This window comes from Micromonospora sp. WMMD723 (assembly GCF_049863385.1).
Classification (GTDB): Bacteria; Actinomycetota; Actinomycetes; order Mycobacteriales; family Micromonosporaceae; genus Micromonospora; species Micromonospora wenchangensis.
The window spans coordinates 6,970,468-6,983,925 of record NZ_JBMKNR010000001.1; the positions used below are offsets into that span (position 1 = coordinate 6,970,468).

Annotated in this window: 12 protein-coding genes and 1 tRNA gene; 7 read left to right on the forward strand and 6 right to left on the reverse strand. The window is 70.8% G+C overall.

Annotated features, from left to right (window positions below):
* The first annotated feature begins 14 nt into the window (after window positions 1–14).
* Together ACN261_RS30040 and ACN261_RS30045 are read left to right on the forward strand one after the other, a co-directional pair.
* The gene (locus ACN261_RS30040; protein WP_425853429.1) at window positions 15–1,433 is read left to right on the forward strand and encodes an aldehyde dehydrogenase family protein; all 1,419 of its coding nucleotides are present in this window, start codon (window positions 15–17) and stop codon (window positions 1,431–1,433) included.
* Entirely contained in the window at window positions 1,430–2,503 is a 1,074-nt protein-coding gene (locus tag ACN261_RS30045) for an alcohol dehydrogenase catalytic domain-containing protein (RefSeq protein WP_425853430.1), read from the forward strand. The genes ACN261_RS30040 and ACN261_RS30045 overlap by 4 nt, the downstream gene beginning before the upstream one ends.
* A gap of 232 nt (window positions 2,504–2,735) precedes the next feature.
* Here ACN261_RS30045 and ACN261_RS30050 read toward each other — a convergent pair whose 3' ends face one another.
* The 4 genes from ACN261_RS30050 to ACN261_RS30065 form a co-directional block, all read right to left on the reverse strand.
* The gene (locus ACN261_RS30050) at window positions 2,736–2,993 is read right to left on the reverse strand and encodes a hypothetical protein (RefSeq protein WP_425853432.1); all 258 of its coding nucleotides are present in this window, start codon (window positions 2,991–2,993) and stop codon (window positions 2,736–2,738) included.
* Window positions 2,990–3,361: a hypothetical protein gene (locus ACN261_RS30055; RefSeq protein ID WP_421483060.1), complete on the reverse strand. Its 372-nt coding sequence runs from the start codon at window positions 3,359–3,361 to the stop codon at window positions 2,990–2,992. The genes ACN261_RS30050 and ACN261_RS30055 overlap by 4 nt, the downstream gene beginning before the upstream one ends.
* A 170-nt stretch (window positions 3,362–3,531) precedes the next feature.
* A complete protein-coding gene (locus ACN261_RS30060) occupies window positions 3,532–4,050 on the reverse strand; it encodes a hypothetical protein (RefSeq protein WP_425853433.1) in 519 nt (172 codons plus the stop codon).
* Between the two features lie 143 nt (window positions 4,051–4,193).
* On the reverse strand, window positions 4,194–4,913 hold the full coding sequence (locus ACN261_RS30065; protein WP_425853434.1) for a VOC family protein: 720 nt from the start codon (window positions 4,911–4,913) through the stop codon (window positions 4,194–4,196).
* A 311-nt stretch (window positions 4,914–5,224) separates the two neighbouring features.
* Between ACN261_RS30065 and ACN261_RS30070 the strand changes: the two genes are divergently transcribed.
* A complete protein-coding gene (locus ACN261_RS30070; protein WP_425853435.1) occupies window positions 5,225–6,094 on the forward strand; it encodes an HNH endonuclease in 870 nt (289 codons plus the stop codon).
* A 73-nt stretch (window positions 6,095–6,167) separates the two neighbouring features.
* Here ACN261_RS30070 and ACN261_RS30075 read toward each other — a convergent pair whose 3' ends face one another.
* Window positions 6,168–6,995: a phosphotransferase family protein gene (locus ACN261_RS30075; RefSeq protein WP_425853436.1), complete on the reverse strand. Its 828-nt coding sequence runs from the start codon at window positions 6,993–6,995 to the stop codon at window positions 6,168–6,170.
* A 419-nt stretch (window positions 6,996–7,414) separates the two neighbouring features.
* On the opposite strand from ACN261_RS30075, the gene ACN261_RS30080 reads away from it, so the two are divergent.
* The 3 genes from ACN261_RS30080 to ACN261_RS30090 all read left to right on the forward strand — a co-directional run bounded on the left by ACN261_RS30080 (window position 7,415) and on the right by ACN261_RS30090 (window position 10,117).
* Window positions 7,415–8,104, forward strand: a complete 690-nt coding sequence (locus tag ACN261_RS30080) for a hypothetical protein (RefSeq protein ID WP_425853437.1) — start codon at window positions 7,415–7,417, stop codon at window positions 8,102–8,104.
* 164 nt (window positions 8,105–8,268) lie between these two features.
* The gene (locus ACN261_RS30085; RefSeq protein ID WP_425853438.1) at window positions 8,269–9,738 is read left to right on the forward strand and encodes a hypothetical protein; all 1,470 of its coding nucleotides are present in this window, start codon (window positions 8,269–8,271) and stop codon (window positions 9,736–9,738) included.
* Window positions 9,739–9,811: 73 nt separating this feature from the next.
* Window positions 9,812–10,117, forward strand: a complete 306-nt coding sequence (locus ACN261_RS30090; protein WP_425853439.1) for a hypothetical protein — start codon at window positions 9,812–9,814, stop codon at window positions 10,115–10,117.
* On the opposite strand, the gene ACN261_RS30095 is transcribed toward ACN261_RS30090, so the two are convergent.
* A tRNA-Leu gene (locus tag ACN261_RS30095) sits at window positions 10,099–10,182 on the reverse strand. The two genes, ACN261_RS30090 and ACN261_RS30095, sit on opposite strands and share 19 nt — an antisense overlap.
* A gap of 209 nt (window positions 10,183–10,391) precedes the next feature.
* Between ACN261_RS30095 and ACN261_RS30100 the strand changes: the two genes are divergently transcribed.
* Window positions 10,392–13,379 carry a tetratricopeptide repeat protein gene (locus ACN261_RS30100; RefSeq protein WP_425853440.1) on the forward strand — a complete coding sequence of 996 codons (2,988 nt, stop codon included), beginning with the start codon at window positions 10,392–10,394 and terminating at the stop codon, window positions 13,377–13,379.
* The last annotated feature ends 79 nt before the right edge of the window (window positions 13,380–13,458 follow it).

A 13,458-nucleotide genomic window follows, 5' to 3' on the forward strand; every position in this document is an offset into this window, starting at 1 on the left:
CCGTGAGGGGCGCGATGGATCTCACACGAACCGACATCTATCTCGACGGGGCGTGGGTCGCCCCCTCCTGCGGGCAGACCATCGCGGTGCACAACCCGGCGACCGAGGAGGTCCTGGCGAGCGTCCCGGCCGGCACGGGGGCTGACGTCGACCGCGCCGTCACGGCCGCCCGCGCCGCCTTCCCGGGCTGGGCCGACACCACCCCGGCGCAGCGGTCCGCCGCCCTGGACCGGCTGCACACCGCGCTGGCCGCCCGGGCCGCGACCGCCGCCGAGACGGTCGCGCTGGAGCTGGGCACCCCGCTGAAGGTCGCCACCCGGGTACAGGTCGGCCTGCCGCTGACCGTGCTGCGCAGCTACGTCGAGCTGGCCGCCCGGCCGCCCGCCGAGGAGACCGTCGGCAACTCGCTGGTGGTCCGCGAGCCCGTCGGCGTGGTCGGGGCGATCACCCCGTGGAACTACCCGCTGCACCAGGTGATGGCCAAGCTGGCACCCGCGCTGGCCGCCGGGTGCACGGTGGTGCTCAAGCCCAGCGAACTGACCCCGCTGACCGCGTACCTGCTCTTCGACGCGATCCACGAGGCCGGCTTCCCGCCCGGGGTGGTCAACCTGGTGCCCGGCACCGGCGTCGAGGTCGGCGAGGCCATCGCCGCCCACCCGGACGTCGACATGGTCTCCTTCACCGGCTCGACCGCCACCGGCCGGCGGATCTCGCACCTGGCCGCCGACCGGATCGCCCGGGTGGCGCTGGAGCTCGGCGGCAAGTCCGCGAACGTGATCCTCGACGACGCCGACCTACCCACCGCGGTGAAGGTCGGCGTGGGCAACGCCTTCCTCAACTCCGGCCAGACCTGCACCGCCTGGACCCGGATGGTGGTGCACCGCGACCGCTACGACGAGGCGCTGAACCTGGTCGCCAAGGCCGCCGACGGCTACCGGACCGGCGACCCGTTCACCCCGGACACCCGGCTCGGCCCGCTGGTCTCCGCGGCGCAGCGGGACCGGGTGACCGGCCACGTGACCCGGGCACTCACCGACGGCGGCCGGCTGATCGCCGGCGGCCCGGACGCGGTGCTGCCCGAGCGGGGCTGGTTCGTCGCCCCGACCGTGATCGCCGACGTCGACCCGGGCAGCGCGCTGGCCCAGGAGGAGGTCTTCGGACCGGTGCTCGCCGTCATCCCGGTCGACGACGACGAGGCAGCGGTAGCCGTCGCGAACGACTCCCGGTACGGCCTGGCCGGCGCTGTCTGGTCCGCCGACGAGCAGCGGGCGGTGCGGGTCGCCCGGCGGATCCGCACCGGAGCCGTCGACATCAACGGCGCACCGTTCAACCCGCTCGCCCCGTTCGGCGGCTACAAGCAGTCCGGCCTCGGCCGGGAACTGGGTCGCTACGGGCTCGACGAGTTCCTCCAGACCAAGGCGATCCAGCGATGAGGGCGCTGCTCGCCCGCGGCGTGGACCAGCCGCTGACGGTGGAGGAGGTGGAGCTGCCGGACCCCGGGCCGGGTGAGGTACGGGTGCGGGTACGGGCCGCCGGGGTCTGCCACTCGGACCTGTCCATGGTCAACGGCACGGTCGCGTCGCCCTACCCGCTGGTGCTCGGACACGAGGCGGCGGGCGAGGTGATCGAGGTCGGCCCCGGCGTCGACCGGTTCCGACCCGGCACGCACGTCGTGCTGAACTGGGCGCCGCCCTGCCGACGGTGCTGGTACTGCGGTCGCGGCGAACCGTGGTTCTGCGAGCGGACGGGCTCCCCCGCGACCGCCCGGGGCCGAACCTCGGACGGTTCACCGCTGCACGTCGCCCTCGGCCTCGGCGCGCTGGCCGAGGAGGTGGTGGTGCCACAGGAGGCGGTGATCGACGTTCCGGCGCAACTACCGTTCGCCACCGCGGCCCTGCTGGGCTGCGCCGTGCTCACCGGGGTCGGCGCGGTACGCCGGACCGCCCGGGTGGCCCCCGGCGACTCGGTGGCAGTGATCGGCCTCGGCGGGGTGGGCCTGTCGGTGGTCTCCGCCGCCCGGGCCGCCGGCGCCGATCCGGTGCTCGCCGTCGACGTGTCGCCCGCCAAGGCCGAACTGGCCACCGCCGCCGGGGCCACCGACTTCCTCGTCGCCGACGACACACTGAGCCGGGCGATCCGGGAACGCACCCACGGGCGTGGCGTCGACCACGCCCTGGAGTGCGTCGGCCGCGGCGTGACCATCCGCGCCGCCTGGCGGGCCGCCCGACGCGGCGGGCAGGTCACCGTCGTGGGGATGGGCGCGCGGGACGACGTGGTCAGCCTCAGCGCGCTGGAGATCTTCCACTCCGGGCGGACACTGCGCTCCTCGGTGTACGGCTGGTCCGACCCGGACCGGGACCTGCCCGAGCTGGCCCGCGCCGTGCTCGACGGCACCCTGGACCCGGCCACCCTGATCACCGACCGGACCGGCCTGGACGGCGCCGCGGCGGCGTTCGACCGGATGGCCCGCGGCGAGGGCGCCCGTACCGTCGTACTGCCCTGACCGTCGCCGCCCGCCGCCGCGCCGGGTTCAGTGCAGCGCGCGGGCAAGCCCAGTGCGGGGCCGGATGCCGAGCCGATGGACGATGTTGCGCAGGTGGTGGTCGACGGGGCGAGTGCGGCCACGACGCCATGATCACTATTCGGAGTGAACCACAGTCAACCCTGAGCGTAACCACCAGGGCCGATACTCGCGTTGGGCATCAGACCCCCGGCCGGTACGTCTGCCAGATCGTCTACTGGGCCAGGTAGCTGCCGGCGTGGAGGCGCACCTCGACGTCGTGGTTGGAGGGGCCGGCCGCGACGAGCTGTTCGACACGCCCGAGCGTTCTCACCGCGGCGGCCGGGGTATCACCCGCGGCCGAGTCCGATCCGGACACGTTCATGTAGATGGTCTGGGTGCCCACGGCGGCGGCCGGCGTGGCGGGCAGGGGGGCGCTCAGGCTGAGAACGGCGGCGGCCACGGCGAACCGCATCGCCTTCCGCACGTTCACCTGCCAGTTCGTCGGGAGCCGGGTCGCCGACCGCTACCCGCAGACCCAGACCTGCGGGGTCGGGTCGGCTGATCAGCCGGTCCGTCGACGGCACCAGGGCTGGAGAACGACACCAAAGGCGCTGCAGGACGGGAAGACTCCGGTGGCGGCCATTGCGACGCCGCGATCTGGGCCCCGGTGACCGGCAGGGTGGGCGAGATCTGGTCGAGCAAGCGCTGCGCCACGGTGGCGTCGATCTCGACGTCTGCGCTGATGCGAACATCGGCCGCGGTCGCCAGGTCCACGACGTCGTCGCTGGTGAACGCATCAGCTCCGAGGGTACTCAGCCGTCGCGCGAACTCCTGGACATTGATCATCTGCAGCCTCATCGTCGGATTGTTAGTCACCCACCGTAACCCACGCCTCGGTCGGCGGATCCTACGCCCACCGTGCGGGCCACTGAGGCCGACAGTCAGCGCCGACAACTGGGACCGCTGCGCGGACGTCCGCAACTCTTCGGTGAGCTGATCGCACTCGGTCGAGTCATGCAGTTGCAGGCTTACCCCAGTCGGTGTCGGCGATACCGCAGGGAGGGATCGCCCTCCTCAACCCCGTTCTCGTCCATCGCGTTGTAGATCGTCAACCAGCCGTTCGCAAATCGCAGGCCCAACGCCACGGCACCGTCCGCCAGGTCACCCCCGGCCCGCTCCAGAAGCTCCACCGCCTCAAGCCGCTGCCCGTGCCGGGCAGCCAACAGTGCGGGAGCATCGTTGCGCCAGCGGAGCCGGAAGCCGTCCGAGGTCGGCCACACCGGCTTGCGCGTCACGTCGATCGACCCATACGTGATCGACAGATCATCAAACTTCTGATGATTGACCTCAAGGCGCTCGTCGTCGAAGTCGAACACCACCGGGCAGTCGGCAAACCAGGTGTCGTCATCGTCATCCCACACCACCCAACTGGACGTCAGCCGCCGGCCCACGAGACCCCGCAACCGTCGCGCGTGACGACCGGCGACTTCAGCAGCTCCGTTCAGCCAGGCCGGCTGGTAGCCGGCAATACCGAAGTCGAAGGTCATCACGAGACGGTAATCCTGAACCGGCCTGACTCACACTCGGGTATCCGGATCTGCCGCCGACCGCGTACCACGGGCGGTGACTGCTCTCGAGGCCACCCGGCGTCCGGACGTGGCCGAGATGGCGGAGGCGTTCGTGAGGTGAGTTACCGCAATGCTGCTGCGAGGTCGGCGGCGTTGTCGAACGCGGCGGCTGCCCTTTCGGATTCGGCTTCCGTGAGCGTGACGGACTTGGCGCGGGTCAGCATCTCGGCCGCAGTCTTTGGATCGTGCAGCACCATCGCGAGTTCGGCGCGGTAGACCAGCACCTCTACCTGCTCGACCGGGTCATCGTCGGCTTGCGGGCGGGCCAACGCGCTGTCGAGGATCCGAACGGCCTGTCCTACGCTTCCTCGGGAATCGGCCTGCACGACGGCATTCGCCAGAGCCTTGGCCAGCCGCCCGGCAGGCGTGGCGGCCGGCACCGGCGCGGTGGCGGCGTCCCAAAAGACGCGGATCCAGTTGCCGCCCGGGTCGATGACACTGAACCCACCCCACCCGTCGGCGTTCTTCCGCGCCCTGGGCCGGGTCATCCGCGGCGTTCCCGACACCAGAACCTTGCCGTACGCGGCGCGCATGCCAGCGGCGAACGCCCGGTGTAGTCCCTCAATGTCCGCGGTGAGTACGAGACATGAGCCGTAGGACTGCTCCGGGTCAAATCCGGCGATCTCGAAGAACTGCAGATGCAGGTCTTCCCGCTGCACCCCCACGCACGCGTTGGGCTTGCGCTGCTTATACGTGGTACGGAAACCGAGAACTCCGTAGAAGGCTTCGATGTCATCAATGGACGCGCAGGGCAGCAGGGGAACGGTCCGCTCGTTGGCCATGCCTCCTTCCTAGACGTCGCAGGGTGTCCGTCGCCCATGGAAATAGCCGATCATCGCCGCCGGCCATCCGATCGGCCGATGACCCAGAACGCAACGTCGCCACTCCCCCGAGCCATCGGGGGTGCCTTCCATCCGGCCCACACGGCTCACCAAGATCAGGCGCCCGGATCTGCCGCATGGAAGGCGCGTCGGGGTGCACGATCCCGGCCGACGCCGGGATCGCCGTCGTGCTCAGCGACTTCTGGATACCCCGGATAAAATCGCCATGGAACGCTGGTTCCAAACCTGGCACGACCCGATAGCCTCGTCGGATGGCGAGGCGTGCACCAGACTCGATCTCCATCCAACTTCCCGATGGCCGAAGCATCGACGCGACGAACGAGACGCCGGGTCCGGCCGAGCGGTGGGAACTGGAGCTGGTCGAGGTGCTGCGCGCGCGGCGATTCGACGCGTGCCCGATCTGCGGCGACCCGGCAGCAACGGAAAAGGAGCACGTGCCGCCAGGCAGTCTCGGAGGCAAGGTGATGACCTGGACGTGCAATCGGTGCAACAACGATTTCGGCAGCAGGGTCGAAGTTGATCTGCTCGACTGGTACGAGGGCGCGCTGACGACGTGGTTCGCGTCGGAAACCGTGCGCGGTAAGCGTAAGACCGGCCGGCTGCTGAGGCGCTGGACCGAAAGCGGCGAATATGTGCTCCTGCCGGCCGGCAAGTCTGACGACATATATGCCGAGATCCTGGCCGCCGGCAATGTCGAAATGGAGTACGACACCCCGGAGCACAAGCGGTGGTCAATCGGTCTACTCAAGTGCGTCTACCTCGCCCTTTGCATCAAGCTCGGCGTCATCGAAGGCGGATGGGCCGACCAGGTCCGCGCCGACCTGCTGGCGGCCCGTGACGCGCCCAGCCGGTCGGAAGTGCCGGCCAGCGAGATCGCCCGGCGCCTCCACGTTCTGCGCGGCTTCGGACCGGAACCGATCACCCCGCACCCAGTTGTCACAGGCATCCTCCACGGACCAGACGGCCCGCTGGAGGGCGTACTCCTCGCCGGACGGCTGTTCGTCTCTTGGTCACCGGGCAATGACTTGCAGCTGGCTACACCGGACGGAACCGGCCGGCGCGTCACGACGATGCGGATCGGAGAGCCGATATCGGGCATCGTGACCGCCGTCACGCCATAGCCGCGGCGCGGGCCGACTTGCTCCCCGCGCGGGCGGGGCCGGGCTGCGCTTTCGAGGACGTGAGTCGACCTACCTATCCAGGCTGAGCCGTTGCCTTCCGGAGCTCGCTCAGCCACTCGACGCCGAGCCGATGGCCGTTGGGGAACTGGTCCTCGCGATCCCAGCGCCACGTGGTGATCATCGCCAGCATGAGGGTCCGGCAGTCTCGGAGCAGTCGGCGATCGACGCCCGGGTAGTGGTCGCCGACCTCGTCGGGTGCGTGGGCCAGGTCGAACTCGATCGGCCCCCGGCAACACGTTTCGAAGTCGACGAAGAGCGGACCGGTCCGGGTCGAGAGCAGGTTGCCTGGATGGGGTTCACCGTGCAGAAGCTGCTCGGGTCGGCCGCTCTCGCTGACGGCGCGTCGCATACGGTCCAACGTGCTGGCGAGGAAGACCCGATCCGAGTCGACCAGTTCCGGCGTTCGGACATGGTCGGCCACGAGCGTCTGCGCCACAGAAACACGGTCCGTGAAATGCGGGACGGGCAGGTCGACCCTACGCATCCCAGCATGCAGACGTTCGAGCGCGCCGCCATACTCCGCGTTCGACAGTGATCGAGTAGTCGCTGGTTCGTAGTAGGTCCAGAAGGTGACCACGTAGTCGCCCCGGACGAAGACCTCGGGCGACTCCAGCGTGGCCACCGGACTCCCGACCTCGGCCAACCGCCGAGCAACATCCACTTCAAGCTGGGCACACTGGTGCGCTACCGGCGCGACCCGGGCGACCACGGCGCAGGGCTCCAACCTCAGGGTGAGCGTGTTCGAGTTGTGCAGGACGGCAGCATTGTGGACGGTCAGGCCGAGCGATGAGGCACTCGACACGGCTACCTGCATCGCCCGCTGAACCTCGCATTCCTGCACCACAGCACCGTAGTTCAGTGTCCGTGGTGTGGCAGCGTCAGCTCGTGCTCCTGAAGCGACGCGTGGTTCCAGCGCCTGCGGGGTGGTCCACCGCCGGCAGCACCATGTCGATGGTCATCCTCTGCTCCCGCGCATGCAGGATGATCCCTTGGTGCCGACGTGGCCGACTACATCGCGTTCCCTGCTTCCTTGCGTGAGCGGCGGTGGTCTCAGTTCCCCCGTCACTCGTCGCCGTTTCCGCCGCAACTGGCAGAACTTGCCGGTGGGTGGATGAAAAGGGTCGGCAGAAATGGTGAAACCTCCGAGTCGGGTTCGACCAGGTCAGCGATGATGCGGGACCTTCGCTGCCTGACACGAAGCCGCCCTATACCGGCGACGCAGGACAACATCGCATAAGGAACCGTGGTTGGATCTCGGCCGTGAAGGGATTCTGGCGGTGGGGCGTCGGGTTTGTGGGGCTGGCGCTGCTCGGTATCGGGTCGTGGGAGATCGTGCAGGGTCGCGACGGCAGCGCGGTCATCGCCATCATCGCGGCATGCGCACTGTTGTTCGCCAGCCCGCTCGTCGTCGACCGGTTGAGCGAGGTGGCGATCGGCCTCGACGGTGTGAGCCTGGGACTGGTGTCGGATCTCGCGCAGATCGCCCCGCAGGCGGCGCAAATTCTGGGCGACAGCAAACTGATGAGCCTCGCGGATTCCTACGCGATCGTGCGTGAAGAGTTCCGAGGCGAGGAGAATCGCGCAGTCAGGGTCGTACTACAGGATCTGCTGGTCGAACGTGCGGCCTCGCTGGCGACGTACCGAAAGTTCGACCCGTCCGAGGTCAGGAGGCTCTTCACGGAAGGGGCACCGGTCGTCCGGGTTCTCGCCCTCGGGCTGATGAGAGGCGACCCGTCGCTGGCCGACGCGGAGACGATCCGTGCCGCAATCACGGAGTCCCGCTCCGGCAACGAGCAGTACCAGGGTCTCCTACTGGCCGAAGCAGGTTGGAACAGGCTGAGCACCGCTGACCGATCGGCCCTCCTCTCCGCTCTCGACGAAACCCCGATCAAAGCTGGAAGCGACCGAGCAGCAATCGCAGACCGGATACGGGCCTCCCCGCGCTCCTGAGGAGCATCGCGGCAAACTGCATCGAACGCGGCACCAGAAGAGAGGTTCACCCGTTGGGGCTGCTGATGCGCGACTACGCGGACGCCCGCTCGTGGGAAGGACGCACAGCTGGTGCCACGCCGGGAGGCTTGGCCGGGTGGTGACGACCTGAGACCATCGCTGTCGTGCGTGGACTTCGCGAACGGTTGAATCCGGCAGAACGACGGCTCCGGAACGCATTCCTGCGGGGGGACGACCTTGACCTTGGCGGCACAACTCATGCGGTCCGTGCCGAGTTCGTCGCCGATCTACTGACGCGAGCGGTCGACCGGACCGCCTATCCAGGGGTCGCGCTGCGGTTGCGCAACGCCACAGTCCTCGGCCGGCTCGACGTTCGGCAAGCCGACATCACTATGCCAGTGTCCATCACCGGGTCGACGTTTACCCACGTCTTGGATCTGACCAACGCCAGCGCCGCGAACCTGGTTCTCTCCGAATGCACACTGCCCGGCTTCCATGCCCGGCTACTGCAGGTGCGTGGTGATCTCGACCTGACGAGGTGCACGATCACCGGTGAAGTCAACGTGTGCGACGCGCGGATCGGCGGATCCCTGACCCTCGATGGATCCGCGCTGCGCGCGGCCGTCGAAGGCCACGCGCTCGCCGCCGCGCGAATGGCCGTGACCGGCGACCTCAGCGCCAGAGCGGGGTTCAGCGCGTTCGGTCGGATCTGGCTCTCCGCGGCAACTGTTGGCGGCGACGTTCTGTTCAGCGGTGCCACCGTGCGAAACCCGGCCGGCCCGGCCATCGATGCAAACCGACTGACCGTCGGCGGCAGCTTCTCCGCCCGGTACGGGTTCGCCGCCGAAGGCGGCATCATCCTGGTCCACGCACAGATCGGCAACCAGTTGAACTTCACCGAGGCGCGGATTAGCACCACAGACATCTGGGCCCTACACGTCGGTGGTGCTCAGATCGGGAGCCTCTGGTTGACGTTCGCGGCGCCGCCGGTGGGTCGGGTACGTCTCAGTGGCCTGCAGGCCGACTCGATCTTCGACCACCCTGCAACCTGGCCTGCGGAACTCGACCTGATCGGATGTACCTACCAACTGCTGCTCGCGCGATCGCCAGCACCTCGCGGGGCACCGTTGCCACCGCGGCAGGTCACCGTCCGACAGCGCCTGGACTGGCTGCGCCGAAGCCCCGACGGCTACGCCCCCCAGCCTTACGAACAGCTGGCCGCGCAGTACCGGCACAACGGCCAAGACCAGGAAGCCAGACGTGTCCTCCTAGAAAAACAGCGCCAGCGCAGGGCGGCGCTGAACTTTCCGGCCCGGATCCTTGGGTACCTCCTCGACGGCGTTGTCGGCTACGGCTACCGCACCTGGCTCGCTGGCATGTGGCTGGTCGCATTCTGGGCCATCGGCACACTGACGTTCACGGTTCAGCCATCAACACCCCGCTCTGGCGCAACCCCGGACCACAACCCCGCGCTGCAAGCCCTCGATCTCCTCCTACCGATCGTCAACCTCGGACACGACGGAACGTGGCGCCCCAACGGTGTCAGCCAGTACGTCGCAGCCTTGCTAATTCTCGTGGGATGGACATTGACCACTGCCGTCGTCGCAGGCATCACCCGGGTACTCAACCGATGAGTCACCCGCCAATGCGAGTGGGACCTAGTAGTGCATTGTTAGGTTCGGTGGCGTTTGTTGCGGTGTAACGGTCGTGGTCACCACCTGGGCCGCCGAGACCCAGGCCGAACGCCAACGCGCCGAACGACTCCAGCACGCCCCAGCCGTTCAGGAAACGGACAGCCCGCAGCGGTTCACCGAGGAGCAGATCACCGCCGTCGTCCACGAATTCGGAGACCTCGTGCACGCACTACGCAACGCCGAGCCGGAACGCAAACTGGAGGTCTACCGCAGCCTCGGGCTGCACCTGGCGTACAACCCGGAAACACAAACGGTGCGGGCAAGTGTTGACCTTGCCGCGCACCGTTGGGATCTGGTTCGTGTCCGAGGGGGGACTTGAACCCCCACGCCCTATACGGGCACTAGCACCTCAAGCTAGCGCGTCTGCCATTCCGCCACCCGGACCTGCCCGTCCAGCCTACCGTGTCGGCTCCGGTGGCTCTCACCCCGGTCAGCCGCCCTGGTGGGCCGCACGGGGCATTACTGTACACGGCCCGTATGGATCATGCACATCGCCGCCCGACCCACCGACGGGAGCCGGATCGTCGCAGGTCAGGGCGCGGCTGGAGCGGGCGGGTAGCGTCCGGACCCGCTCAGACGGCAGCATTGCTTGCGTGTCCGTACCCTCACCCCTCGCCGCAGTCCAGCACCGGGCTCTCGCCCTGCGTTCCGCCGGTGACCTGTCGGCGGCCCGCCGGCTGCTCACCGACACGATCGCCTCGGCCCGTCCCGCGTACGGTGAGGACCACCCGGAGATCATGGGCACCGCGCACCTGCTCGCGAGGTTGCACCGGGAGGCCGACGACCCGGCCGCCGCCCGGCGGGTGCTGGAGGAGGCGTACGCGGCCGGCGAGCGGCGGTGGAACCCGGCCGACCCGCTGATGCTGGCCCTGGCCTTCGACCTGGCCGGGGTCGCCGAGGAACTGGGCAACCGGCACGAGGCCCGCCGCAACTACACCCGGGTGGCCACCGCCGGGCCCGCCGCGCTCGGCGAGCAGCACCCCGCCGTACGCGCCGCCCGTCAGTACCTCGGAATTCCCGACGGCCAGCCACCGCCGCCGTCCCCCGGTGCCGCGCCTGCGCCCCCGTTGCCGACTCCCCCGCAGACCCCTCCCGACCATGCCCCGACGGCCCCCCACCAGGGACACCGGCCCCTTCCGACGCCCCGGCCCGGGTCGGGCCCGCCGTCGCCCCACCCGGTCTCCGCGCCTCCCACCCCCGCCACGCCCGGCCCACCGGTGCCGGCCGGCCACCCGCCCCCTCCGGGCCAGCCGGTACGCCCGTCGGCACCACGGCCGGGCCCCGCACCGGCCGGCCCGGCTCCGGACGCCGAACCCCGGGTGCCGCTGCCCCGGCAGATGTACGGCGTCCAGCCCACCCACCGGCCCGGCGTACCCCGGCCCCGTCCGGCCTCCACCGCACCACGGTCCGGGCCGTCGGCGCCACCACCCGCTGTTCCCCCGGCACCGAAGGCAGCTCCGGCGCAGGGGTACCCGGCGTCACCCGCTCCGGTCTCCGGTGGCGCACCACCCACCTCGCCCTGGGCACCGCCGCACCTCCAGCAGCCCTCCGCTGTCGCGCCGGTCCCGGCGGACGATGCCGTCCCGCCGGGAGCCCTCGACCGGTCGGCTGCTCCCCCGGCCGCACTGCACCCCGGGCCACCGGCTGCGGTGCCGTCCGGTCCGCCGGCCCAGCACGGGCGTCCAGTTCCGATCCCCACCGTGCCTACCGCCGGCCCCGGCCAGCCGAGCGGGCCGACGGACGGCGCACCTATCCGGCACGGGCAGCCGACCGCCCTTGCGCCCGCGCCGGGTGAGCCCGGTCCGGTCCACCCCCTCCCCACCGGCACCCCGCCCGCCCTGACCGGCGACCGGGCTGCACCGGACCCTGCACCCGCCGAGGCGTCGGCTTCCGCACCGCCGGCCGCGCCCGGTTCGGCGGCGATTCCCGCCACCCCGCCCGCGCCGGGGCCGGCTGCGACCCCACCCGCGCCGGGCTGGGACCGGCCGACGGTACGGGTCCAGCAGATCGGCCCCCTGCTGGAGGACCAGCACCCCGACCCCGCCCGAACCCCGGCGACCGCATCCGGCGGCACGGCACCCGCAGCGTCATCCGCTGACCCGGCCGACGCGGTACCCGGGGCGACGTCCGGCGATACCGCCGCCGACCCGGCACCCGCCGCAGCACCTGGCGATACGGCCGGCCCGGCTCCCGCCACGGCGTCCGGGGACACCGCTGGTCCCGCGTCCGCCGTCGAAGCCGCTCCGCCGTCTGCCCTGGCCGCACCCGACGATCTCCCGGCGGCCTCCGCAGCGTCGCAGGCGCACCCCGCACCACCGGCGCCGGCACCAGCGGTGCCCCCGTCGTCCACCGTCCCGCCGTCGCTGCCTCCGAACGTCCCGTCGGCAGCCGCGCCGCCGGTGGCTACGACGATCCCGGCGGCAGCAGGGCAGGCAGCCGTCCCACCACCGGCACCCGCAGCCACCAGAGATGTCGACCAGCGGACCGGGCATCCGGCGGTGACCGCCGCACCGCTCGACACCCCACCTGGCGGGGACGCCGGGGGCACGCCCGCCCCGGCATGGACCGCCGGCCCCACCGGGACGGTCGGCGACGCGGGTGGGGACGACGAGGCTCCCGCCGACGACCCGACGTGGGACGACGTCGCATCAGGTCGGTCGATCATCATGCCGCTGGTGCCGATGACCGAGCCGCCGGCAGCTACCGAACAGACCACCGGCCCGCCGCCGTACCCGGGACGGACCGTCGGCTCACCGCCGGTGGTGGCGCAGGACTCCGGATGGCCACCGACCACAGGCCGGACCCCAGGATGGCCGTCGGATCCGGGGCAGGCCCCCGGTTCACCACCGGATGCGGGGCACCCGCCGGCACCGGGAACGGACTTCGGATCACCAGCACCGGCACCGGCACCGGCACCGGCACCGGCACCGGACAGTACGCACGAGTTCAGGGCACCCACCGCCCCCCACGAGCCCGCGCCGTGGACGACCACGGAGTCCGCGCCACCGGCAGCGGTGGAGCCCGGACCGGTCACCGGGGCAGCCGGCCCGGGGGACGGGGAGCGTGGCACCGACCGGGGCGTACCGCCGGCGGTGGAGGGAACGGGATATCCGGAGCTTGCGCCGTCGTACCCGGCGCAGGACGGGCGGGCGCGCCGCCGGGGCCGGACGGTGGCCGTGGTGGCGGGGGTGATCCTGGTGCTGGTCGCCGGGGGCACGGTCGGGGCGCTGACCCTGGGCCGGGATGCGGACGGGCCGCAGCGGTCGACCGGCACCGCCCCCCGGCAGACGGCCGGTCCGCCCCCGGCCGACCTGAGGTTGCGGGACGACGAGGCCACCATCACGGTCACCTGGTCCGATCCGAGCGGAGGCTCGGTGCCGTTCATGGTCGCGGGTGGACGCACGGGGCGGGCCCTCGGGGTGATGGCGACCGTCGATCCGGGACAGACGAGTTTCACGGTCAACGGGCTGAACGCCGAGGTGGACTACTGCTTCACCGTGCTGGCGGTCTACTCGACGGACTCGTTCGCCACCTCCGGCCAGGTCTGCACCGACCGGGTCCGGCCGTCGCCGAGCAGCTGAGCCCGACGGCCGATCAGGGCGGCCGGGCGGGGCGGCCGGCCGACGGCTCCGGCCTGCGCCGCGACGGTGGAACGCCCCG